Annotated in this window: 25 protein-coding genes and 1 pseudogene; 20 read left to right on the forward strand and 6 right to left on the reverse strand. The window is 46.5% G+C overall.

What is annotated here, in order from left to right:
• Window positions 1–23: 23 nt before the first annotated feature.
• From ACJJIV_RS19565 to ACJJIV_RS19585, 5 genes are all read left to right on the forward strand, one after another.
• A complete protein-coding gene (locus ACJJIV_RS19565) occupies window positions 24–323 on the forward strand; it encodes a hypothetical protein (protein ID WP_444890059.1) in 300 nt (99 codons plus the stop codon).
• A 387-nt stretch (window positions 324–710) separates the two neighbouring features.
• Window positions 711–1,067 (forward strand): hypothetical protein, encoded by a 357-nt coding sequence (locus ACJJIV_RS19570; RefSeq protein ID WP_444890060.1) that lies wholly within the window; start codon window positions 711–713, stop codon window positions 1,065–1,067.
• Window positions 1,068–1,176: 109 nt separating this feature from the next.
• On the forward strand, window positions 1,177–2,733 hold the full coding sequence (locus tag ACJJIV_RS19575) for a transposase (RefSeq protein ID WP_444889496.1): 1,557 nt from the start codon (window positions 1,177–1,179) through the stop codon (window positions 2,731–2,733).
• A 166-nt stretch (window positions 2,734–2,899) separates the two neighbouring features.
• The gene (locus ACJJIV_RS19580) at window positions 2,900–3,346 is read left to right on the forward strand and encodes a hypothetical protein (RefSeq protein ID WP_444890061.1); all 447 of its coding nucleotides are present in this window, start codon (window positions 2,900–2,902) and stop codon (window positions 3,344–3,346) included.
• 100 nt (window positions 3,347–3,446) lie between these two features.
• On the forward strand, window positions 3,447–4,070 hold the full coding sequence (locus ACJJIV_RS19585) for a LysE family translocator (RefSeq protein ID WP_444890062.1): 624 nt from the start codon (window positions 3,447–3,449) through the stop codon (window positions 4,068–4,070).
• Window positions 4,071–4,109: 39 nt separating this feature from the next.
• Here ACJJIV_RS19585 and ACJJIV_RS19590 read toward each other — a convergent pair whose 3' ends face one another.
• Window positions 4,110–5,051: an IS110 family RNA-guided transposase gene (locus ACJJIV_RS19590; protein ID WP_252082793.1), complete on the reverse strand. Its 942-nt coding sequence runs from the start codon at window positions 5,049–5,051 to the stop codon at window positions 4,110–4,112.
• A gap of 290 nt (window positions 5,052–5,341) precedes the next feature.
• On the opposite strand from ACJJIV_RS19590, the gene ACJJIV_RS19595 reads away from it, so the two are divergent.
• Complete coding sequence (locus ACJJIV_RS19595; protein WP_444890063.1) at window positions 5,342–5,872, forward strand: AAA family ATPase; 531 nt, start codon at window positions 5,342–5,344, stop codon at window positions 5,870–5,872.
• Window positions 5,873–5,910: 38 nt separating this feature from the next.
• On the opposite strand, the pseudogene ACJJIV_RS19600 reads toward ACJJIV_RS19595, so the two are convergent.
• Window positions 5,911–6,852 (reverse strand): annotated as a pseudogene (locus tag ACJJIV_RS19600) (IS110 family RNA-guided transposase).
• A 436-nt stretch (window positions 6,853–7,288) separates the two neighbouring features.
• Between ACJJIV_RS19600 and ACJJIV_RS19605 the strand changes: the two are divergent.
• The 5 genes from ACJJIV_RS19605 (at window position 7,289) to ACJJIV_RS19625 (ending at window position 10,278) form a co-directional block, all read left to right on the forward strand.
• A complete protein-coding gene (locus ACJJIV_RS19605) occupies window positions 7,289–8,233 on the forward strand; it encodes a GIY-YIG nuclease family protein (protein ID WP_444890064.1) in 945 nt (314 codons plus the stop codon).
• Window positions 8,233–8,556, forward strand: coding sequence for a hypothetical protein (locus tag ACJJIV_RS19610; protein WP_444890065.1), 324 nt, complete (start codon window positions 8,233–8,235; stop codon window positions 8,554–8,556). The genes ACJJIV_RS19605 and ACJJIV_RS19610 overlap by 1 nt, the downstream gene beginning before the upstream one ends.
• A gap of 102 nt (window positions 8,557–8,658) precedes the next feature.
• A complete protein-coding gene (locus tag ACJJIV_RS19615) occupies window positions 8,659–8,781 on the forward strand; it encodes a hypothetical protein (RefSeq protein ID WP_444890066.1) in 123 nt (40 codons plus the stop codon).
• Between the two features lie 287 nt (window positions 8,782–9,068).
• Window positions 9,069–9,266, forward strand: a complete 198-nt coding sequence (locus ACJJIV_RS19620; protein WP_444890067.1) for a hypothetical protein — start codon at window positions 9,069–9,071, stop codon at window positions 9,264–9,266.
• 628 nt (window positions 9,267–9,894) lie between these two features.
• Window positions 9,895–10,278: a LexA family protein gene (locus ACJJIV_RS19625; RefSeq protein WP_444890068.1), complete on the forward strand. Its 384-nt coding sequence runs from the start codon at window positions 9,895–9,897 to the stop codon at window positions 10,276–10,278.
• Between the two features lie 311 nt (window positions 10,279–10,589).
• On the opposite strand, the gene ACJJIV_RS19630 is transcribed toward ACJJIV_RS19625, so the two are convergent.
• Both ACJJIV_RS19630 and ACJJIV_RS19635 read right to left on the reverse strand, forming a co-directional pair.
• A complete protein-coding gene (locus ACJJIV_RS19630; RefSeq protein ID WP_444890069.1) occupies window positions 10,590–11,180 on the reverse strand; it encodes a tyrosine-type recombinase/integrase in 591 nt (196 codons plus the stop codon).
• A gap of 4 nt (window positions 11,181–11,184) precedes the next feature.
• Window positions 11,185–11,319: a hypothetical protein gene (locus ACJJIV_RS19635; protein ID WP_444890070.1), complete on the reverse strand. Its 135-nt coding sequence runs from the start codon at window positions 11,317–11,319 to the stop codon at window positions 11,185–11,187.
• A 241-nt stretch (window positions 11,320–11,560) separates the two neighbouring features.
• On the opposite strand from ACJJIV_RS19635, the gene ACJJIV_RS19640 reads away from it, so the two are divergent.
• The 3 genes from ACJJIV_RS19640 to ACJJIV_RS19650 all read left to right on the forward strand — a co-directional run bounded on the left by ACJJIV_RS19640 (window position 11,561) and on the right by ACJJIV_RS19650 (window position 13,939).
• On the forward strand, window positions 11,561–12,544 hold the full coding sequence (locus tag ACJJIV_RS19640; protein WP_444890071.1) for a hypothetical protein: 984 nt from the start codon (window positions 11,561–11,563) through the stop codon (window positions 12,542–12,544).
• 30 nt (window positions 12,545–12,574) lie between these two features.
• The gene (locus ACJJIV_RS19645) at window positions 12,575–12,970 is read left to right on the forward strand and encodes a hypothetical protein (protein ID WP_444890072.1); all 396 of its coding nucleotides are present in this window, start codon (window positions 12,575–12,577) and stop codon (window positions 12,968–12,970) included.
• A 579-nt stretch (window positions 12,971–13,549) separates the two neighbouring features.
• A complete protein-coding gene (locus ACJJIV_RS19650) occupies window positions 13,550–13,939 on the forward strand; it encodes a hypothetical protein (protein ID WP_444890073.1) in 390 nt (129 codons plus the stop codon).
• A gap of 94 nt (window positions 13,940–14,033) precedes the next feature.
• Here ACJJIV_RS19650 and ACJJIV_RS19655 read toward each other — a convergent pair whose 3' ends face one another.
• On the reverse strand, window positions 14,034–14,723 hold the full coding sequence (locus tag ACJJIV_RS19655; RefSeq protein WP_444890074.1) for a hypothetical protein: 690 nt from the start codon (window positions 14,721–14,723) through the stop codon (window positions 14,034–14,036).
• A 77-nt stretch (window positions 14,724–14,800) separates the two neighbouring features.
• On the opposite strand from ACJJIV_RS19655, the gene ACJJIV_RS19660 reads away from it, so the two are divergent.
• From ACJJIV_RS19660 to ACJJIV_RS19685, 6 genes are all read left to right on the forward strand, one after another.
• Window positions 14,801–15,352: a hypothetical protein gene (locus ACJJIV_RS19660; protein ID WP_444890075.1), complete on the forward strand. Its 552-nt coding sequence runs from the start codon at window positions 14,801–14,803 to the stop codon at window positions 15,350–15,352.
• A gap of 10 nt (window positions 15,353–15,362) precedes the next feature.
• Window positions 15,363–16,289, forward strand: coding sequence for a hypothetical protein (locus ACJJIV_RS19665; RefSeq protein ID WP_444890076.1), 927 nt, complete (start codon window positions 15,363–15,365; stop codon window positions 16,287–16,289).
• Between the two features lie 32 nt (window positions 16,290–16,321).
• Complete coding sequence (locus tag ACJJIV_RS19670; RefSeq protein ID WP_444890077.1) at window positions 16,322–17,350, forward strand: hypothetical protein; 1,029 nt, start codon at window positions 16,322–16,324, stop codon at window positions 17,348–17,350.
• A complete protein-coding gene (locus ACJJIV_RS19675; RefSeq protein ID WP_444890078.1) occupies window positions 17,351–18,118 on the forward strand; it encodes a hypothetical protein in 768 nt (255 codons plus the stop codon).
• Window positions 18,119–18,247: 129 nt separating this feature from the next.
• Entirely contained in the window at window positions 18,248–19,333 is a 1,086-nt protein-coding gene (locus ACJJIV_RS19680) for a hypothetical protein (protein WP_444890079.1), read from the forward strand.
• A gap of 156 nt (window positions 19,334–19,489) precedes the next feature.
• On the forward strand, window positions 19,490–20,455 hold the full coding sequence (locus tag ACJJIV_RS19685; RefSeq protein WP_444890080.1) for a DUF2971 domain-containing protein: 966 nt from the start codon (window positions 19,490–19,492) through the stop codon (window positions 20,453–20,455).
• A gap of 276 nt (window positions 20,456–20,731) precedes the next feature.
• Here ACJJIV_RS19685 and ACJJIV_RS19690 read toward each other — a convergent pair whose 3' ends face one another.
• Entirely contained in the window at window positions 20,732–21,226 is a 495-nt protein-coding gene (locus tag ACJJIV_RS19690) for a hypothetical protein (protein WP_444890081.1), read from the reverse strand.
• Window positions 21,227–21,344: the final 118 nt, after the last annotated feature.

Below are 21,344 nucleotides of genomic sequence, written 5' to 3' on the forward strand. Positions count from 1 at the left end.
GAGCGACCGACTCATAATCCTGGATGCGGAGCACAGGTACGCGCTTCCTCGCCCTGTGCAAACCAGGCGGCACCCTGTCAGGGCTCTATACCGCAATGCCAACCAACAGTGCCAACATCGTAACGATAGATTCCAATCTGGATTTCACGCCCACACTATATGGAAGTATGGAACCGCCGCTGTATATGTTTGGTCAGGCCGAGCGCTGGAGCCACCCGGCACTGATTACCGATATTAAACCCAGCGGCACCGAGCGGGTAAGTATGACCGCGGTTAATTACGATGAGCGGGTTTATGCAGATGATGATAATAGTCCGGGGTGATTGCAGAGGAGGCACATAGCCTAGCCGGCATAGTTCTATTGCAGCTATGGCTATTCCGAGTGGGTGATACTGGCTTCGGTTTTCAGTAGTGGAGAGAGCGTGTCGCCGGTGCGAAGGCTCGAATTATAGAGCCATGGCTTACATCTGCAGAAAGATCCCCCCTAACTTATTGATTTAATTATGGGTAAAATGTGCTCAAGAGCGGGAAGTTGAACCGGACGACTTAAGCCAATGGCTCACTATCTCAGGTTGCTATTTAGGCAGTAGTTTATAACCTGCTGTAGATAAAGGCTTTTTTTGGGGTTTGAAGGCTTCATCTCAGAAATAGTAGCCAAATGGATAGTGAGCCACTGGCTCTTTAATAAACTGTTAACCCATATGAGCAAAATGGAAGATATAGAAGTTTATGTGAAGGGAAATGAAACAACGCAAGTGGTTTCATTCCTTAATGAAGAGATTGGTGCATTGTCCTACGATTGCGAAATCGATGAGGGACATACTTTATTCACGTGTAATAAGATTGCGGTTCTGATTAATACTGGCATTCAAGATGGTTATATATCAGTTAGTATCAAGGGTGCAGAAAAATGGAGTTCTGACGTTGAATTTGCTAGAAGGCTAGTGGAGGTTCTTGGGGTTACTGTTCGCTGTGACCCTGGTGTCGAGTTTCCTGAAATTTCGCCTTACTCAGATATTTTCGTTGAAATAAATGAGCAAGGGGAGAGTTTTCTTGAGTGGGGTTAACAAGGCAAAGCACGCGACAAGCGCGTGTTTGCGACGTTCAGGCTGTAGAAAAACTCTTAAAAGGTAGCTTTTTTGTTAAAATGGAGGTCTTGATGTCGAGATTATCCATATGCCCAACTTCAAACGTTACGATTACAACCAAGATGCAATGGTCGTCATCAATTTCGAAGAACAATTACAACCTGAAACCTTTGAGTTTACACTTCATCATCTGATTGATGATCATATCGACCTCTCTGCCTTCCATAAAAAATATCAAAATGATAGCGGCGGGCGAACCGCTTATGATCCAGCTATCCTCCTGAAAATCATATTGTTTGCTTACTCAAAAGGCATTACCTCAAGTCGTGAAATTCAATGGCAATGTGAGAACAATATCCTCTTCAAAGCACTGTCATGCGATACCGTTCCGCATTTTACTAGTATTGCAAGTTTCGTAAGCAGTTATCCTGATGCGATTGAGTCGGTGTTTGAGCAAGTGTTACTGGTCTGCGATCAGCAGGGACTGCTTGGAAACGAACTTTTCGCAATAGATGGATGCAAGATGCCATCCAATGCCAGCAAAGAACATTCGGGGACTTTTAGAGAGCTAGCACAGAAGCAGGAAAAAATTCGCAAGAAGATCAAATATTTCCTCAAAGAGCACAAGAGGCTGGATGGCAGGAAGCCTAAAGAAAAAGAGCGAAAGCAAGCGGTAGCTAAAGCGGCGGATACGCTGCAGAAACACTTTGATAAAATTGATCAGTTCTTAAAGAATCATTCCCCCAGGATGGGGCAAGGTAAAAAACCTAAAGAAGTGAAAAGTAATATCACGGACAATGAATCAGCTAAGATGACTACCAGCAAGGGAACCATCCAGGGCTATAACGGTGTTGCCGCAGTTGATAGGAAGCATCAGATAGTTGTTGAGGCCCAGGCCTTTGGAGAGGGCCAGGAGCATCATACATTGAAACCTATTCTTGATGGCATCAGTTGCCATTATCAGAATATAGGAATAGATGAAGACATCTTGGCCAAACAGGTCATCATTACTGCTGATACTGGATTCTCCAACGACGCTAACTACAACTACCTGCGAGAGAACGGCATCAATGCCTACATACCTGATAATAAATTCCGTTCACGTGATAAAGCTTTTACAACGCAAAAAACCAAGTATGGCAAGCGCAATCAAAAAGGTAGGGCTAATGTCCAGAAGACTACCCCAGCTAGTGAATTTACATTCAACAAGAAAAAGAAAACCTGTATCTGTCCTGCAGGAAAAGCCATGCTCTTGTTAAAAGAAGAGCATGTCAGTGAAGGTAAGAAGAAACTACTGTTCGAAGGGCGCCTCACCGACTGCAGGGCATGCAGCCTTAAAAGTCAGTGTATGCGAAACCCAGACTCTGCTGACTCTCGAAAAGGACACGGAAGGCAAGTATCCCTTACGTGGACAAACGGACGGACAGCCACCGACTGGATGAAGAAGAGGGTTGATAGTATCGAGGGCAAGACCATTTATGGACATCGAATGTCTGCTGTCGAACCGGTATTTGGAAACATTGGTACCAATAAACGATTGAATCGCTTCTCGCTACGAGGAAAAAGTAAGGTTCAAGGACAATGGCAGATGTTCTGCTTGGTACATAACATTGAAAAGTTGATGAGATATGGCAGTATCCACTGATTGAGTATAAATTAAGGGCATCAAGATGCCTAAATTTAATACAATGAATGAAATTTGGTGGTATAGATAAAATTTGGCCGAAATTTCAATTGGAGGAATCTGGGAAATGGCAGATTTTTCTAAAACTGTTTTTCTACAGTCTCGTTAGAAGTACGAAGGAGAATTCGTGGGGCATCATATAGAAGCAATTGTAGCCAAAGGCGATATCGATGCAGAGCTACTAAAGAAATTCGAGTTGCCATGTGTCAACCATGAGGGGTTCTCGATCGTAGGTCTAAATGCAGGGCATTCAGATCATTGGGCAGAAAAACTGTTAATATTAAATGAAAGTAATGGGAAAATTGTTTTAAACTGCCCTGTTACCCATTATTTTGCCAAAGAGCTGGGCTTAAAGAAGTATGCAATTATTTTTACCGACTACTTTGGTGGTATCGGTAAGCAATACGCTGCGGTGTATTCTGCTAGTAAAGTTGTAATGGAAGAAACTGAAGGTGGTATTAACCAAGCATTAAGAGTTATTGGTGTATTCAAGAAAAGAGATCTAGACGAGTTTGATACGATCTGTCTTGGTCGCTACAGGTCATTTGATGAGCACTTTGCACAATACTTCTAACAAATTTGTCAAACATCGCTACACACCTTCGGTGTTCCGCTGGACTCGCTCCTGCGTCGCTCGCCGTTTACAAAAGCGTTAGCTGCCTATGGAGAGTTTAATGCAAATAGAAAGTTGGTTAGCATTCTGTTCGATTGCCTTGTTGGCAACAGCAACTCCAGGACCAGCAACTTTGTTGGTATCAACAAACAGTTTGATGTATGGTTTCAAAAAATCATTGATTACGGTTTTGGGTAATATTTCTGGGCTACTTCTTATGTCCAGCTTTTCTGTTTTAGGCTTGAGTGCAATTGTTCTCAATTCGGCTATTGCTTTTACTGTATTAAAAATCGCAGGTGCAATTTACCTTATCTACATGGGTATAAATCTATGGAGGAAAGGCATAACGCCAATGGAATTAAAGCAAGCAAAAAAAGGTAAGAAGCATACTGTCAGTCTATATTTTCAGGGTATTTTGGTTTCCGTTACAAATCCTAAGGCGATTGTTTTTACAACAGCATTATTCCCACAGTTCATAGTAGTTTCAGAGTCATTGCTTCCACAGTTCACTGTGCTGGTTTTGAGCTTTATGTGTTCATCGTTTGTCTGCCTATCTACATATTCATATCTGGCACAGAGAGCAAAGAACAAAACAGCCAAAATATTTTCAGGTTCTATTGCAGGTAAAGTATTTGGCTCAACATTCATCGGTGCCGGTTGTATATTGGTATCAGCATCAAGGTAATCGGCAGCTAACAAGTGACTATGGTCCTTTGTCAAGTATTTAAGCCATTTTCTCATCCCAGTAAGTGTTGTTTTTTACCATCGTATTTAGAATGGTAAGTTGCTTCCTCATACATGCGATAAGGGCTACTTTCTTTGGTTTACCAGCAGCGACCAGGCGCTCATACATTGGCTTTAATTTAGGGTGGCATTGTATTGCCGACATCATAGAAACAAACAAAACCGTGCGTACACGATGTCGCCCACCTCGAATATAGCGCTTACCCTGGAAGCTGCCGCTATCACGATTCATCGGGGCGATACCCACAAGTGCCGCAATCTCTTTGCGGTTCAACTTGCCCAGCTCAGGAAGTTCGCTCATTAGCGTGTAAGCCAGTACATTGCCAACTCCTTTAGCACTTAATAAGAGATCGCGTTTTTGTCGCCACTCGGCAACACTGTTAACAAGTTTATCAAGTTGCTTATCGACCCCTTCTAGCTCTTTCTTGATGGCTTTTAAGATAGCCTGAATGGGCTTGTGAACAGATTTGGGCATTCTCTTGAGGCGATTCTTTTGCATTGTGCTCATTTCTAAGCACTGGTTCCTGACCGTCAGTAAATCACTAATATTTCTAAGTTTTTCTGGTTTGATTGATGACAATCTTGGCTTCATTGCTTCACCAAAATGTGCGATATCAATTGCATCTAGCTTATCTGTTTTGGCGAGTCGCCCCGCTGACTTTGCAAAGTTTCTTACTTGTAAAGGATTGCAAACAACTATCGGCAGTCCCGCTTTATAAGCAGCACAGACGAATTCTAATTCTAGTCTTCCTGTGGACTCGATTAATACTCTTTGCGGTTTAAGCGGTTGTAGTTGTTTAATGGCGTCTTTAATACCCTCTTTGTTATTGGTAACACTAAAGAACTGGCCATTAGGTCTCACATATATATCGAGTTGTTTACTGCTGGTATCGATACCGACATTGATCTCTTGAGGTTCCATAAGATAAGCTATCTCCGCCTTGCTATTCGGGCTCGAGGCCCACATGACTATTCGAGTTATGCCTAGTGAGTGTCTGTCACGTTCATACTTGTTAACGGTCTTTATGAACCGGCGCAGCAACGAACTGTGACAAACAAGGCCTTCGGTGGCCGCCGAAGGTGGGTCTCAATTTACCCGTTAGCGAAAAGGATTTTCAACATCAGAATTGGACAAGAACAACCATACAAGTGGTTGCAAGTGGCGTCTACGGCGCACTTTTGCCAAGCGTTAGAAAACAATTGAAATAAAATATGAAAATTGCTATATCGGGTTCACACTGCACAGGAAAGACAACTATTTTAGACGATCTTGGTAGTTCGCTTGACAACTTTGAAATTATAGAGGAGCCATACATTCTGCTTGAAGAAAAGGGACATGAATTCAGCGACTCACCAAGTGAAGATGATTTTATAGCTCAGCTAGACTATTCCATTGAATTGATAACAACTAGTCAGAACAATAGGTTGTTTGAACGTTGTCCATTAGATTTCGTCGCTTATATAAATGCTATAAATAACAACTCGGTATCACTGGAAGAATACCGTGAACAAATTCTAGAGGTGATGGAGCTAATCGACATTGTCATTTTTGTCCCAGTGGAAAACCCTGATAGAATTAGATGTCCTGATTCGGAAAGCCCAGAGCTGAGAAAGGAAGTCGATATTCAGCTTCAAGATCTAATATATGAATTTGAAGGTTCTAATGAGTTTCAGGTTGTTGAAGTTAGGGGGAATCCTAAAGAAAGAATCAAGCAAATTACGTCGTTTTTAGACTCAATCTGAATTTTTTTAACAAGTGACTATGGTCCTTTGTCAAGTATTTAAGCCATTTTTTCATCCCAGTAAGTGTTGCTTTTTACCATCGTATTTAGGATAGTAAGTTGCTTCCTCATACATGCGATAAGGGCCACTTTCTTTGGTTTACCGGCAGCGACCAGGCGCTCATACATTGGCTTTAATTTAGGGTGACATTGTATTGCTGACATCATAGAAACAAACAAAACCGTGCGTACACGATGTCGCCCACCTCGAATATAGCGTTTACCCTGGAAGCTGCCGCTATCACGATTCATCGGGGCGATACCCACAAGTGCCGCAATCTCTTTGCGGTTCAACTTGCCCAGCTCAGGAAGTTCGCTCATTAGCGTGTAAGCCAGTACATTGCCGACTCCTTTAGCGCTTAATAAGAGATCGCGTTTTTGTCGCCACTCGGCAACACTGTTAACAAGTTTATCAAGTTGCTTATCGACCCCTTCTAGCTCTTTCTTGATGGCTTTTAAGATAGCCTGAATGGGCTTGTGAACAGATTTGGGCATTCTCTTGAGACGATTCTTTTACATTGTACTCATCTCTAAGCACTGGTTCCTGACCGTCAGTAAATCACTAATATTTCTTAGTTTTTCTGGTTTGATTGATGACAATCTTGGCTTCATAGCTTCACCAAAATGTGCGATATCAATTGCATCCAGCTTATCTGTTTTGGCAAGCCGCCCCGCTGACTTTGCAAAGTTTCTTACTTGCGCAGGATTGCAAACAACTATCGGCAGTCTCGCTTTATGAGCAGCACAAATGAATTCTAATTCTAGTCTTCCTGTGGACTCGATTAATACTCTTTGAGGTTTAAGCGGTTGTAGTTGTTTGATAGCGTCTTTAATACCTTCTTTGTTATTGGTAACACTAAAGAATTGGCCAGTAGGTCTCACATAAATATCGAGTTGTTTACTGCTGGTATCGATACCGACATTGATCTCTTGAGGTTCCATAAGATAAGCTATCTCCGCCTTGCTATTCGGGCTCGAGGCCCACATGACTATTCGAGTTATGCCTAGTGAGTGTCTGTCACGTTCATACTTGTTATCGGTCTTTATGAACCAGCGCAGCAGCGAACTGTGACAAACAAGGCCTTCGGTGGCCGCCGAAGGTGGGTCTCAATTTACCCGTTAGCGAAAAGGATTTTCAACATCAGAATCGGACAAGAACAACCATACAAGTCGCTCCAGCTGACCTAAATCCGCCGCCGCTGCGCGTCTCAGGATTCGGTCAGCTGCACTCAGCGTTATCGCCGACTTTTCCATAGCTGGTAACTACATCTGTTCAAGTATTTCGGCTCTTAACAAAGTGTTGTGCCGGACAGGCCGGTGGGCACGGCGCTATGTGCCGTTGCATAATTCCAGCTGATTTTTAAAGTAAGTAGTTTTTATGAATCATACAGAGTTAGACCTAATTGTTGCTGAGCTTATGTATCCAGTTTTGGTCGATTTGGCCCCAAGTGGGAACACAATTGGATATAAAGAGATTGCAGAACTAATAAAAGATAGAAACCCGAATGTTACTGAGATTAGAAATATCACCCAGCGCCATATCGGTAGAAAGCTTGGAACAATTTGGGAGTTTACGAAGTCACAAGGATGCCCGCATATTGGCTCATTGGTAGTATCTAAAGGTGGCGAATGTGGAAGTGGTATTACGAGCATAGTAAAAGATCTACCTGGAGAACGAAAAAAGGTAAGAGAGTTTGATTGGACTAAAGTGTCACTTGGCTTTGAGTCCTACATGTCAAAAATGAAAATTCAAAAAAAGGAGCGTGATGCTAAAAAAATAAAACGATCCAGGGGTGAGGCAAAAGATTGTTTTTACTCATACTGGAAAGAGGTTAAGGATAAAGCGCCTGTATCCATTGAAGAAGCCAAAAAAATAAAGGAAAAGATACTGGAGTTGGTTCAGGGTGGGATGAGTCCTGAGGAGGCATTTTCTCAAGAGCTCATCAGGATTTTTCAGGGTAAGAAAAATGAAACTCCATCTGTTGGTTTTGTATATCTCGGAGAATATATTGATTCGGAAACAAGAGAGCCGTTATTTAATCAGTTTAAGGTCGGATATTCATCGAATCTCGAAAAACGTGCAAATACCTTAAGTGGTGGCGTGTCAGGTCCTCTTGAATTCGATATTAATTTTTACTGGGAATTTGATTCTTGTGAAGCTTTTGCGGTAGAACAGGCCTTGCATGGTAGGTTTTCTTGTTATAGAAAAAAGGGTGAGTTTTTTGATAGTTTAGATCGCATTTTACCTGAGCTGATTGATGATGAAATAACCAGTAAATTCGGTGGCCTGCTTAAATCAACGAATTTTGGTGAAAATACATAATGCGCTTTTTACTGCCTATCCTCCTTTCTGCTGCCTTGGCCGGCTGCTTTGAAGTTGAAGCCAAAGAAGAGCGCGGCTATGACCGCCATGAGTGGCTACCGAAGTGGTCCGACTCTGATGGCGATTGCCAGAGCACTCGTCATGAGCTTCTGGTGCAATACTCCCTGGCCTCGGTCAGCTTCACCAATGAGAAAGGTTGCACGGTAGACACTGGCCTCTGGTTAGACCCCTACACCGACAACTTCTATACCCTGGCTTCAGACCTGGATGTTGAACACATCGTGCCGCTGTCCTGGGTGCACGAGCACGGCGGTGCTAATTAGACTGTAGAGCTGAAGCGCCAGTTTGCGGAAGACCCTGAGAATCTATGGTTGGTCGATGACGGCCGGAACCAAAGCAAGGGTGACAAAGGCCCGGACGAGTGGATGCCACCCTATGAGCCCGTCCAGGCCATCTATGTACAGCGGTTTATGACGATAGTGGAGAAGTATGGGCTGAAGTTCTCAGAACAGGAATCAGCCCAGATTTTGGCACTGCTGGACGAATAAACCGCACCCTCCCAGCTTCTACCAACCTTACAGGGTGCCACCCCGGCACCCGCCATCCTCCTGTATATCCTGACTCCCTAAGCCCACCAGTGTGGGCGCCGTCTTCTTTTTGTTATCGATACTGTGTATGCATACAGTAGTTTGATAGATTGCCTTTGTGGCGCTAAAAGCTCCACTAGAAAATTAAGTGTCCATGAGAGCCCCCTCAACCCAGGGTGCTCATGACGCATAAGAACTTCTGGCCATGGGAATATAAAGGCCTAACCAACAGAAAGAAGGAGTTGAAAATGGCGTTTTTAGAAACCAAAGACGAAATACAAGCTTACCTGAACACTATTGATATAACTGCAGATGCAGTTGACCCGAGGTTTAGGCATATCCTCAAGGTGCAAATAAACACCCTGGACGCAGCAACCAATAACTTAATCGATGACTTAAATGCGCTCACCGAAAAGCAAGAACGGCTTAGAGAATTATTAAAGTAGTCAGGCAGGGCCAAGAGGTGGCGCAGTGGCCGATATCAACGTTGGTAAATACCTCGAAGGATATCGCTATGTGCCGTTTGATTTGTTGGTTACTAAACATTCTTCAGAATCGCCCGCGTCGTGATGTTCGGCTGTCATTGCGGTTTAGTTATTCAGGAGGTCAGTTGCTGTTGCAGTCGGGGCCAAGCAAAAATAATCAGGATCGCAGCCCTGAATGAAGGTAACAGGAGAGTTGAGTAGGTTGGCTATAACAAGATAGCCAACCTTCAAAGCGCTTAGTGCGAGCAGTTTTCTGGGCAACAGTCAATTCCAGCTTCAGGGCCGGCTTGGATATCAGTCTCTAATTGCATGGGTATGTCCTTATATTTGTTGGGCAATATAAAACCGATCGACCGGAAGCACATTACGAGTTTCATTGTCGCTGACCGGTCAATTCGTATGTGGAATCTAACGTTACCTAAAATGAAAAGATCGAACAATATTTAAATCTGGTTTGGTATGTATTTTTTTGATAGCTGCTTGTACCAATTAGGTACTCCAAAATTTTTGTGGATCAAGGGTAGGGGGCTGCATCCCGTCTGATCCCACCTGCCTTTTGCTCTTTTTTATTCTTTCTGCAGGTCTTCCTGTGTTCTGTGGCGTCAGCTGCGGCTTCCCCTTACCAGCAGATGACCACAAAGAAGAAGCTCTCAGCCTGGATGAGCATTTAATAACTAATGGTCCGGCGACATTCATGGCTCGTGCCAATGGCGACTCTATGCAAGGGGTGGGAATCTTCGACCGGGACATTCTCATCATTGACCGCTCCCTGACGCCAGTGAATGGTGATGTGGTAGTTGTGGCTCTGGATGGGCAACTGACCTGTAAAATCTTGGGTAGAGGAAGAGGGCGGTTACTGGCAGCCAACGAAAAATATCCGCCAATCCCTATCTGGGAAGGTCAGGAGCTGATTGTGGAGGGGGTGGTTAAGGCGTCTATTCGGTACCATCGTATGGATGACAAAAAGCACTGATTGCATGTCCAGCTTGCATAAGGGGTAACTATCGATGTTTAATACCCGCATCGCGGGGTAATATACTGGATTTTTATACAGTGGTTGCCCCTGAAAATGGTGTAAGCGGTTGATTTTGAAAGGGCGGGCCAAACCTTGTGGCTCCTGAGGTCGCGGGTTCGATCCCCGTCGGCCACCCCAGATTCTTCCTTGTTTTTCAAGGACTTAAAGCCCCGCCTAGTGCGGGTTTTTTTAGTTTTGGGCCTTTGAGGGGTAATTCGAAGGGGTAATTTTTACCACAATCGATTTTTTCAGCCCCTCCGATTGGACATTCATCCAGTGTCCTTTGGCGTGTCTTCCTTTCCTTTAACCCTCGCCTTATTAAGAGAAACAACTTTATCGGCGGTGTGGTTGTAGCGCTCCATCATGCTGCGAGTCTTGTGCCCGCTGAATTCCTGCTTGTCGCCCTCGAAGTCTGAGATGCCTTTAATCTTTAAATCATGAAACCGGAAGCGGGCGGGTAGTGCGCCGGCCTCATTGGCAGCTCTTTGCTCTCTGCTCCAGGTGCTGTTGAATCCGTCTCGGGTGTAGCGCTGCCCAGTTCGGCCACGAATCAGATACATGCTTTGTGACCTGGAAGTGGAGTTGCTTTTAAGTGCCAGCTCAACGGCATCGTGTAATCGGTCCGTCCAGAGCTTCAGCTGCTTCTTGCCGGTCTTTTGCTGGTGAATCAACAAGCCTTCGTCGGTGATATCTTGTCGCTTCAATGCGAGGACATCTTGTTGGCGTGCGGCGCAAAGATAGGCAATCTCCATTGCGGCCGCGTGGGCACTGTGCCCCTTGGATTCAAGCCAGGTGTAAAAGGCTAAATATTCTGAATCTTCGACATAGCGCACACCCTGTTTTTCCTTGAGAGGTTTCATCGCCTTAGTTGGGTCGCCGATCGATACGAATCCACGGGCCTTTCCCCAGCGATAAAGATGGGCGGCCAGCATCCATTAAATCGCAGGGTGTGGTCAGGCACATAGCCACGGTATTGGCGATAGTGGATCCCACACGCATTCTGTTGACGTGCGCCTGCCATATTATGCGCTTGCTTGAATAATAAAAACTTCTGAAATCACGAGTGAGGATATTACTAACTTACTGGCTGAGTTGAGTGGCGATGAGGATACCTAATGGCTTTCTATCCTATCCGACAACTGGGTGAGCGTGGCATTAATGTTGATACTCCTCTATATGAGCTACCCGTCAACGAATTCTCGGCCGGCAAAAACGTCCGATTTGCCAATGGCGCGGCACGGTGCCATCACCGAAAATACTAGAAGCTTTGGCAGAAGCTCCCGTATTGGGTGCCGGCTGGATTTCCGATGGTGTACCGCAACTGGCCTATGCCTCGCAAACAGAGCTGTACATTCGCGAGAATGAAATCTTTGTTAACCACACCAACAGCGCAGATTTTTCTAACGGATATTCTCCGTCAGAAAACTGGCAATCGCTGGTGTGGGGCGAAAGCGTGATATTCAATAATGGTGTAGATGTGCCGCAGATTCTTGAGCCGGCGGATACGGAATTTAAAGCGTTGCCTAACTGGCCAGGCAACCTACGAGCCAAATTGCTGAGCGGTTACAAAAACTTCATGGTGGCCCTGGGTATTACCGAGGACGGGGTTAACTATCCAAACACAGTGCGCTGGTCTACTGAGGTTGTGCCAGGACAAGTACCCTGGACTTGGGATGTGGTGGACCTGTCCGGCCTTGCTGGTGCTAACCCGGTGGACTCTGGGGCAAGTGAGCTAGTTGATTGTCCGCCTCTGGGTGGGGCCAATATTATCTACTCTCAGGAAGCCACCTATCTGATGCAGTTTGTCGGCGGGCAATATGTATTCGCCTTCGACAAACTACTCGACCAAGGCATTCTTTGCCGGGATGCTGTTGCCGCGTTCGACAAGTTTCACTTTGTAATTGGTTCTACTGAAATTTTTGTACACGACAGTTCCAGTACTCGACCGGTAGCGCATCGGAGAGCGAATAAAACTTTTTACAATGAGGTCGGTGACCGCACCAAGGTGCGTTGCGTAGCCAATCATAAAACCAAAGAAGTATGGACCTATTACACTACAGGCACGGGTAATGCTAACCGGGCCATGGTTTACAACTGGTTGGATAACACTTTCACGTTTGTAGATGTGCCGGATGTGGCCTGCGCTGTGTTCGCACCAAAGCAGGGTGAAATTGTGACCTGGGAGGAGCTGACACAGAGCTGGGCGGACCTCACCCAGAGCTAGGGTGAATTTGCCGATACCGCTTTCTACCCGGTGATATATTACTTCAGCAGCGACGGAGCTGCCCACACCCTGCAGGAAGCCGACTTCTTCAGCACAGCGAGCACAGCTCAATCGGTTTACCTGGAGCGCACCGGCATCGACCTGGACCAGCTGCTGAAAGCGCCTACAAAGCAGTGGAAATTGATTCGGCAAATTGTTCCGCAAATCCATGGTACAGGCAAAGTTCGCACCACCGTAGGTGGAGCCTCAACGGCTATGGGTGATGTGCACTGGCGCCAGCCGCGGGAGTTCGACGTGGCCGAAGGGCTCAAGGTGGATGTACGGCTTAAGGCTCGCTATCTCGCCATTAAAATCCAATCTGTAGATGCCGGCTTCTGGCGGCTGACCGGCTGGGACCTGGACCTGATTCCGGTGGATGGCCGATGAGTTACATACCGGGACCGGCGCAGCCGAGAAACCTTGAGGAGCTGTGGCGGTATTTACAGGCGGAGCAAGATACAGCGCTCCTTTACCGACCTGGAGGCGCTGGCACCGCTCTATCGCGAGCCGCCGCGACGCCCGCAGCCGGGCCTGCTGGTGACTGCCGACGGCACGGACTGGGACCCTGGACAGGGGAAGGGTTTGTATATCTGGGAGGGCACCTCCTGGGTGCAGGTGCAAGCGCTGTGAGGTTAGAGAGAATCAAACCTGTTGCCCAAGAGTGTTGAGAACACGAAGGTCAATAAGGGAGCCTGGCGTATGGAGTGCACCCAGCGCATGCTAAATCCGCGTGTGGTGATTGGGGAATAAGTAGCTTCTCAGAGACTGCCTGGGTATCGCCTTAAATAGGTGGGGATTAATTATAGCCGCACCATTAGAGCATTGGCGCAAATTTACCTCTTGAGAGGAGGCCGCTGCCAAATTGGTCTAGCCTGAAATCGTGACATATATTTGGGGTTATTAGACTCTTGCTAGGACTTGGCCCCATAAGATTGAGCTGGAATCCTTTATATTCATGAGGTGCTTATGGTGAGGGCAAGAGGTGGCGAGGATATTTCGCCTAAAAAGTTTGGTAAAGCTGGTCAGTCTATCGCCCAATCAGAACATAAATCTGAGGAACAGGAATTAATTGATTTCACTAAAATCAAGGTGGCTAAGGACCTTACCGGGGAATACGTGCTAACTGTAATGGGGAAAAACGACCCTGATATAGCGCCTTCACTTGATCTAAGACAATATCCAACGAATCCGATTTATTATGAGATTTTAGTATTAGGAAAACGCTTGAATGGTCCTCCCCCTAAAAAAATGAATAGATTTCCACTTAAATTAAACCTTAAAAACTATATGGGAGAAAAAGGTATAGAAGTTATTGGTGCGACCAAGTCTGTTAAGTGGGACTTGCCAGAGAGGTAGAAGGGCTTTTGCCATCGAATCGCCTAGCCGTTCATAGCTCTATTGCGGCTATGGCGATTCCGAGTGGATGAACGGGGATTCTTGGTTGGAAATGTTAGGCGGGTTCCGCTTTAACTATATTTTTCGAAGGATCGATGATTTTCATTGGAGGTAACTCCACAGAAACTAGAATTGACGAATAACTCTCTCCGATTGATACCTTAGCCTGTTTGAGCAGCTCTTCATATTGTTTAATACTTATTTTTTTCATCTGTAATTTTAGTCTGTGATGAAATGCATTGACTAGAATTAAAGATGTGTCAATTAATTGGCTATGTATTTTTCCATCGAAATAGATGATGTTGCTCCAAATAAAAGTTGATAAATCGACTGCTAGATCGTGATTCTTAGAAGTTTTGTCTTCTAAGTCTATGACTATTTCATATAAATGACGGCAGGCCTCTGCATGAATTTCAAGCCGCTTATCTGCTGCAGCAAGTCTTAGAGAGTTATGATTTTTAAATTTTTCTAAGAGTAGCGAGTTTTGATTTTTTATTTCTTCAAGCTCTTTCGTGTGCTCTTGCTTCAGCTTCTCTAATTCTCTTGTGTGTGTATATTTAAACTCTTCCAGCTTTTGCGAATGCTCAAGGCCAACTCGCTCCTGAATCGTTTTGATTTCCTTTGTGTCCTCCTTAGTTGCCAGGTTCTTACCTTTTTGAGTGAGGTAAGGAGTTAAAAACCTATAAACAAATAGACCTAAGATAAAAATGACTAAAGAAAAGAGGATTCCTTGCAAAGTTGACACGTACATAGATATTCCCGATTTTACGCTGAGACTTACAGGATTTTATCTGAGCTTCTAATTTGGTTGTTGAGCTTTCAATGGATTTAAAAGACATGAACTACGGATACAACCCCTACATGCCCGATTGGGAAACTCAGTACAACCCGGCACCCTCTCTAATTCAACAAACACAAGCTCAGCAGCAATCCAGCATTAACCCAATGCAGGCCATGAGCTGGTACAACAAATTCGCAGGCGGTAGCGCATCTGGTGCAGGTAGCACGGCAGGCGGTACCGCCAGCACTGGCGCGGGCAGTGGTGCCGCAGGGGGCTCCAGCTGGATAGCTTCGGCTGGTCCATGGGCTGCCCTGGCCATACTCATTGCGGCAAATGAACACGAAGCTCATGATGGCGGCTATCGCGATGAGGATGACAAGAGCTACGCCCTGGACTTACTCGGCGGCAAGGTGTTCGAGCAGGACGCCACCTACCGCTGGAAAGACGACCTCAATGATGCAGTGCCGGGTTCCGGCAGCATGGTCGAGTCAATGGCAAATATCGGTTCTCTGGATTTCTCTAACGCTGGCAAAGCGTTTGAAGATGGATTGAAAGAAGACCCATTAATTAAAGGCATTCTCAGCCTCTTTTAACAGGTGAAACATGGGATTTTTAGGCGGTCTTATGGGTGGTGGCGGCGAATCCAAAAGCCAGAGTTTTCTGGATGAGGACCAGAAAGGCTACCTGAATGATATCTGGGGGGAAGGGCAGCGGCTCTATAACTCTGGTCAATCACCAGTCGCCGACTTGACCCCGGAAATGCAGCAATACATCCAGGCTGCAATGGGGTTTGGCAACACCGCCAATGGTTATGCCAACCAAGTATCTGGTGCGGCCAACGGCTTCGGGAATACCGCCAATGTGATGCAAGATTATTTGACTCAAGTAATGAGCGGGGACGGCTACCAGGCCCCAATGCAAAACGGTGTTGATATGAACACCGTGAACTCCCTGGTTAACAACGATGTTTTAAATTCGCAAATTACAGCCAGCACTCGCGACATATACCGCAACCTCAGCGAAAACCAGTTGCCGGGCATCGCCTCTGGGGCGGTTTCTACGGGCAATGCTGGCTCGATGCGACGAGGGGTTGCCGAAGGTGTTGCCATGCGCGGCGCAGACGATAGGGCCTCAGATGTGGCCGCAGGTATACGCTCCAATGCCTATAACCAAGCCGTGCAGGTTGCGGCCGGCCAATCTAGCGCAAATCAGGGCGCCCAGCTGGCAACCAATAATCTCAACACATCCCTGGCCAGTAATAACTTTGGAACCGCTGGCAATCTCTTCAATACCGGATTCGGCAATTCCTACAACATGGGCGCGGGCGGTGTGAGCGTGATGGGGCAGGGCGGAAACGCGATGCAGAACTATATGCAACAGGTAGCCATGGCGCCCTGGCAAAAACTGCAGCTTTACCAGGGCTCGATAGGCTCTCCAATTGTGCTCAATGAATCCACCCAGGCGGGAGGCAGCAACGGAGCCGGGGGAATCCTGGCCGGTATCGGCGGAATCATGCAGGGCATGGGGTAAGGCCCACAACTGAAACTCAACAGGATAGAGAAATGCCAATACTCAGCATCGGCGAGCCTATCGGGGCGCTCGACCAGAATTTCATAGAACCCCAACAATCCCCCACCTTCGACTCCTCAAACCCTTTTGCCCGCACCATCGACCGTTACGAACAGCAGCTAATAGAAAACCAGAGTGAAGTTGAAAAACTGAAGGGCAATAAATGGGCCCGGATTGGGCGCATGCTAACCGCTACAGGTGTGGGCCTTAACGGTGGTGACCCGTCGCAGGCTTATCGCGGTTACAACAATCAACTAACAGCGCTGCAAAATCATGGCGCCAAGCTCAATTCTGGGATTGATGAAATGAATCTAAAGCGGGCAATGTTGGAGCAGCAAGGTGCGGGCTCGGCAGACACAGTAGGTTCTCCGCTAACACTCGCTAATGGTAATTATGGGATTGCGGTTAAGAATCCTGACGGCTCTACCGAGGTGCGTGACCTCGGTGTTCGGTTTGACCCCAAAGTACATAAGGTCGGTGACCAGCTTTTGACAACCACTGGCGGCAACACTCCAGTAGAGCTCTTATCGGATGAGCAGCTTCAGAAGATTTATGACCAGCGCATAAAGAACAAGAAAGGCGAGATCGATTTAAAAAATAATTCTGAGGCCGAAAAGACGGCCGCGCTTAACGCCAAAACTTACAAGGCGTATCAGGCTGGAATGGAAGGCTTATCTAAAGGGATGGAGGGAACTACCACTAATCCGTTTACAGGTTCATTCCCGGCGTTGACCTCTGGGGTGCAGACGGCTGATGGGGCAGTGTCTGCCATGGCCCCAATCCTTAAATCCCTTTTTCGTGAGGCCGGCGAGGGTGTCTTTACTGATAAAGATCAAGAACTGCTGTTAAAGATGATTCCAACCCGGAAGGACCACCCAGAAGCCCGCAAGGCAAAACTCGAAATGGTTGACCGAATTGTTCGGGCGAAACTTGGTATCGACTTCGAAGATATTGAGCGCGATGGCCCCGAGGCAGCAGCTGACGCCGCCAACACAAATAAAGACCCATTGGGGATTCGATAAATGGCTTTAACTATCGCAGAAATCCGTAAGCAATATCCCGAATATTCAGATATGAGCGATGAAGCTTTGGCGCGCAGCCTGCACCAGTCATATTACAGTGATATGGAGTTCGGGGAGTTCGCCGGCAAGATTGGCTACACACTGCCGGACCCTGCGGGCATTAACCAGCCAGGGTCTTTTGAGCGGTTTGTGGACAATTCCGTTGGAGAATTTGAAGTGTTGGGCGCGGTGGGGTCATCCGTTCTGGCCGAGCCTATTTCCGGGCTTGCGGGCATTGCTCAATCGTTAAACCCCTGGGCCGAGTCGGGAGCTGGTGCCCGAGCAGTGGAGGCGACTCGTGACTTCCTCACCTATGAGCCGCGCACCGATGAAGGCAGGGACAAGCTAAACACTCTTTCTGACTTTATCGAGCCTGTCGGCCGGGCTATGGAATATGCCGAAAAGAGCCTGGGTGATGCGACCTATAACGCTACTGGAAGTCCGGCGCTGGCTGCCGGTGCCGCCTCTGTACCAACGGCAATTTTGGAGCTGCTGGGCGTTGGCCTCGGTAAAGGCGCTGCCCGAGCAAAAAGGGCCACTCCAGAGAATGTAAAAACGGAACTGACGCAACTTGGTGTGGACTTGTCTCAGATGTTGGAGGAGGCAGTTTTAACGGTAGTTGACGGACTGAATGAGGGGGCTGACTTCTCCGGTGATGCTCTGGTGGGAGTCCTTGAAAATGTCGATATGCCAGAGGACTGGGTACCAAAAACCCGCGCCGAGCAGTAGGGGATTGAAACTAGCAACTTTGACCTATGGCGCAAACAGAATGAGGCTGCGGCCGGCGTTTACGGTAGCGATGCAGAGCAGGCAGTTAATCGTTTCACTGATTTCCGCGAGCGCCAGCTGGGCAAGGTGGTGCAGAATCAGATGGATGACCTGGGGCCGACTGAAGGGGCTAGCTCACTCGCAAGTAATACGGGGATGCTCTATGACGGCATTTTGTCAAAGGTAGAGAATGCCAAGCAGGCTAAAACCGACGCTTACACCAGAGTGGACGATATTGCCAAAGAACGTGGCCCTATGATGGCCGAGGGCTCGGTTATGCAAGAGGGGCTGGGAGCGGCCTATCGCGGATTTGATGGCGATATCAAACTTGCCAGCAAGACCGAGAAGCCCAACGCATATGGGTTGTATGAGGAGCTTCATGCAGCGCTGCGAGGTGAAAAGTCTTCCGGTTTACCGGGCGCCCTTAAAGAAGCTCGCCGCCTTAATCGCGAGTACATGCAGATAGTCAAAGGCACTCACAAGGATGGTAAGCCCACAGCTCGCACTGGCATTATCAATGATGTTGTGAACGGGCGAAGCACTCCAGAGGAAGTGGTCAACAAGATAATCGGTGGCACCGGCAAGAAGCAGGGAGCGGCCATCGTTGAGGACTTCAAGCGGCTATTCGGTGAAGACTCTCCGGAATTCGGAGCCCTGCGGCAGTCCGCTTTTATGAATATTTTCGGCCCCGCTTTTAAGGTGGCCGAGGATGGCAGCCTGCAGCTATCCAGGGGCAGCTATATCAATCGACTCTCCGACCAGCTCAAGAACAATGAGAGCAATCTGCGGGCCTTGTTCGATGAGTCCGAAGTGAACCGCTGGAATAAATTTGCGAGTGAGCTGCGGAAACTTCAGGAAGATGTGCGCAAGAAAAATTTCTCCGGCTCTGCATACCATCTGGCCGGGTCGATGAGCGCGCTGGTAGACAAGGTTGGCATTATCGCTCAGTGGCTGCCTTTTATGCGCGAGGGGGCTGAAAGTGTGAGTAAGAGCCGCCGTTGGCGCGACCTGAGGAAAAACGGTCTGGCCGAAGGTGACTTTGCCGTTTCCAGTGACACCGCTACTTTACTTGGCGCTTTGCTAGGTGGTGCCCCAGCGCACTCTGGTGCATCACCAGCGTTGTTGTTGAGCGAAGACGACAAGCCTCGTAATCAGGGTGTGCTGGCTTTTAAATAATTCCTTCACCTTCTTTTGATTAGGACTTGTTGGGATAGCCAGGTGAATTGAACAGCTGCATAATATTATAGAGATGGGTAAATATACCCTAAAGCAGACAGATGTTGCTTTCAGGAAGTATCAATGTCTGAATAGCAGATCCTTGGAGCGTGTTGGATGAGTCCTGAAGAACAAGAAATGTATGAACAATTGGATCAAATCTTAGCTCCCTATACCGTAGAGGGGCGAGCTGAAGTTCTAGATAATTCACATAAATTTGTTCATTATACTTCTGCAGATAATGCTAAAAACATTATTCGAAACAAGGAGCTCTGGCTAAGAAACCCCTCATGTATGAATGATTATATGGAGGTTTCACAGGGTTTTGACATGTTGATGAAATATCTTAAACAGCCTGCGAATGGCAGTAGGTTTAAAGATGTTTTGAACCAGGTTGGTGACAATACTTGGGAAAAGGTCGCAAAAGAATTTGATGATTGGTGGAGGAATTTAAGGTTCGATACTTATCTTGCTTCAATATCAGTTCATATGGCAGATGAAAGCCAGCATGGCAGGCTCTCTATGTGGCGGGCTTATGGTGGTGACGCTGGCAAGGCGGCATTGGTTTTTAATAACCCACCACTGATTCCAAATTTGAGAGTCATTTTTAGTCCCGCTCTATATTATTCGGACGAGCGCCTGGGGGCAGAGCTAGAAAAAATATTGAATAATATAGAGGCTAATGTTGATTATCTGAGAAGTTTGCCTGAAGACATTGTTTGGTCATCTTTGGCAATGACGCTGATTGTTTTAACACTCTGCTTAAAACATCCCGGATTCAAGGAGGAGCAGGAATGGAGGGTGATATATCTTCCGGAACTGGACACAGAAGACAAGTTCTTGATTGATAGTGTCGAAACAATTAATGGTATCCCTCAAATTGTATATAAGCTCCCCTTTGCCAATAATGAACAAATGGGAATAATAGGGTTAAGTCTTTCCGATATGCTAGATAGTATATTAATCGGGCCCACACAGTACCCTGGGGTTATTCATCAGGCCCTCTCTAGAGAGCTAAGAGATGGGGGGCTTAATGATTTAGAAGGTAGAATTAGCTTCTCTGGGATACCTTTAAGAACTTAAAGATAATTATGTTTAGGTTAAATTCATAGTGTTTTTGTAATTATGCGTTTACTTACTTTGCTCGTCTTAGCATCGGCCCTAACAGGCTGTTATGAAGCCGAGACTAGGGCTTACGACCGCCAGCAGTGGCTTCCCCGTTGGGCCGATGCGGACGGTGATTGCTAGAACACTCGCCAGGAGCTGCTGACCCGCCTCTCTCGGATTATTCTTGACCGGAAGCTTATGAAGCAGAGTGGGGAGGTCTTGGCTTTCGGTCCGCGCCTGAGGGGCCACGGTTCAATCTTGGGCGTTGCTGGCGTCTTCAATCAGCGCAATTGAATAAGTGTATAAGCTGGAGCAATTATTTACCCATCGCGGTATGTCTTTAGCATAATCGCCGGACAGAGTATCTTCAATTTCTTTCCGTAACTTATCCGGACCGTGTTTGATAAGTCTTTGATTTATACCTACTAAGGTCTGCACCTCAAATTCTTGAGGTGATTCTTTTTTATTGAGTTTTGCGTAGATGGAGCGAGCAAATAACCTTGCTACATTGTAATGCTCATCTCTGCTAACTTGAGATCCAAAGCCCCCAGTTTTTTCCTTATAAAATCCACAGAGGTAATTTGTGGTTAGAATGTTGACGTTCGCAATTTGTTTTTCTTTTGTACTTAAATCCAAATCGATAGTTTTTGGTAGTTTAGTGTCACATGAAGCGATAACCGAAAGACAAATTATCATTGTCAAGTTTCTGAACGGATGAAGGAAATACTTATTTTTAGGGAAGTTCATGTGATCTATGCTGTGTCACCGGGTATGTTTTACATATTCTGATCGAATATTACACTAAGTTCTAGCGTTTTTCTTTAGCGGCTTAACTCTCTTGCTGTTTAATATTTTGTCTTTGAGT

The organism is Microbulbifer mixtoriginis (SeqCode) (assembly GCF_052466765.1).

What these genes read in the sequence shown, in the direction of transcription:
- ACJJIV_RS19565 (WP_444890059.1), top strand. Translation starts at nt 24, where the DNA reads ATGCGGAGCACAGGTACGCGCTTCCTCGCCCTGTGCAAACCAGGCGGC.
- ACJJIV_RS19570 (WP_444890060.1), top strand. Translation starts at nt 711, where the DNA reads ATGGAAGATATAGAAGTTTATGTGAAGGGAAATGAAACAACGCAAGTG.
- ACJJIV_RS19575 (WP_444889496.1), top strand. Translation starts at nt 1,177, where the DNA reads ATGCCCAACTTCAAACGTTACGATTACAACCAAGATGCAATGGTCGTC.
- ACJJIV_RS19585 (WP_444890062.1), top strand. Translation starts at nt 3,447, where the DNA reads ATGCAAATAGAAAGTTGGTTAGCATTCTGTTCGATTGCCTTGTTGGCA.
- ACJJIV_RS19590 (WP_252082793.1), bottom strand. Translation starts at nt 5,051, where the DNA reads ATGGAACCTCAAGAGATCAATGTCGGTATCGATACCAGCAGTAAACAA.
- ACJJIV_RS19595 (WP_444890063.1), top strand. Translation starts at nt 5,342, where the DNA reads ATGAAAATTGCTATATCGGGTTCACACTGCACAGGAAAGACAACTATT.
- ACJJIV_RS19605 (WP_444890064.1), top strand. Translation starts at nt 7,289, where the DNA reads ATGAATCATACAGAGTTAGACCTAATTGTTGCTGAGCTTATGTATCCA.
- ACJJIV_RS19610 (WP_444890065.1), top strand. Translation starts at nt 8,233, where the DNA reads ATGCGCTTTTTACTGCCTATCCTCCTTTCTGCTGCCTTGGCCGGCTGC.
- ACJJIV_RS19615 (WP_444890066.1), top strand. Translation starts at nt 8,659, where the DNA reads ATGCCACCCTATGAGCCCGTCCAGGCCATCTATGTACAGCGGTTTATG.
- ACJJIV_RS19620 (WP_444890067.1), top strand. Translation starts at nt 9,069, where the DNA reads ATGGCGTTTTTAGAAACCAAAGACGAAATACAAGCTTACCTGAACACT.
- ACJJIV_RS19630 (WP_444890069.1), bottom strand. Translation starts at nt 11,180, where the DNA reads ATGAAACCTCTCAAGGAAAAACAGGGTGTGCGCTATGTCGAAGATTCA.
- ACJJIV_RS19635 (WP_444890070.1), bottom strand. Translation starts at nt 11,319, where the DNA reads ATGCGTGTGGGATCCACTATCGCCAATACCGTGGCTATGTGCCTGACC.
- ACJJIV_RS19650 (WP_444890073.1), top strand. Translation starts at nt 13,550, where the DNA reads ATGGTGAGGGCAAGAGGTGGCGAGGATATTTCGCCTAAAAAGTTTGGT.
- ACJJIV_RS19660 (WP_444890075.1), top strand. Translation starts at nt 14,801, where the DNA reads ATGGATTTAAAAGACATGAACTACGGATACAACCCCTACATGCCCGAT.
- ACJJIV_RS19665 (WP_444890076.1), top strand. Translation starts at nt 15,363, where the DNA reads ATGGGATTTTTAGGCGGTCTTATGGGTGGTGGCGGCGAATCCAAAAGC.
- ACJJIV_RS19670 (WP_444890077.1), top strand. Translation starts at nt 16,322, where the DNA reads ATGCCAATACTCAGCATCGGCGAGCCTATCGGGGCGCTCGACCAGAAT.
- ACJJIV_RS19675 (WP_444890078.1), top strand. Translation starts at nt 17,351, where the DNA reads ATGGCTTTAACTATCGCAGAAATCCGTAAGCAATATCCCGAATATTCA.
- ACJJIV_RS19685 (WP_444890080.1), top strand. Translation starts at nt 19,490, where the DNA reads ATGAGTCCTGAAGAACAAGAAATGTATGAACAATTGGATCAAATCTTA.
- ACJJIV_RS19690 (WP_444890081.1), bottom strand. Translation starts at nt 21,226, where the DNA reads ATGAACTTCCCTAAAAATAAGTATTTCCTTCATCCGTTCAGAAACTTG.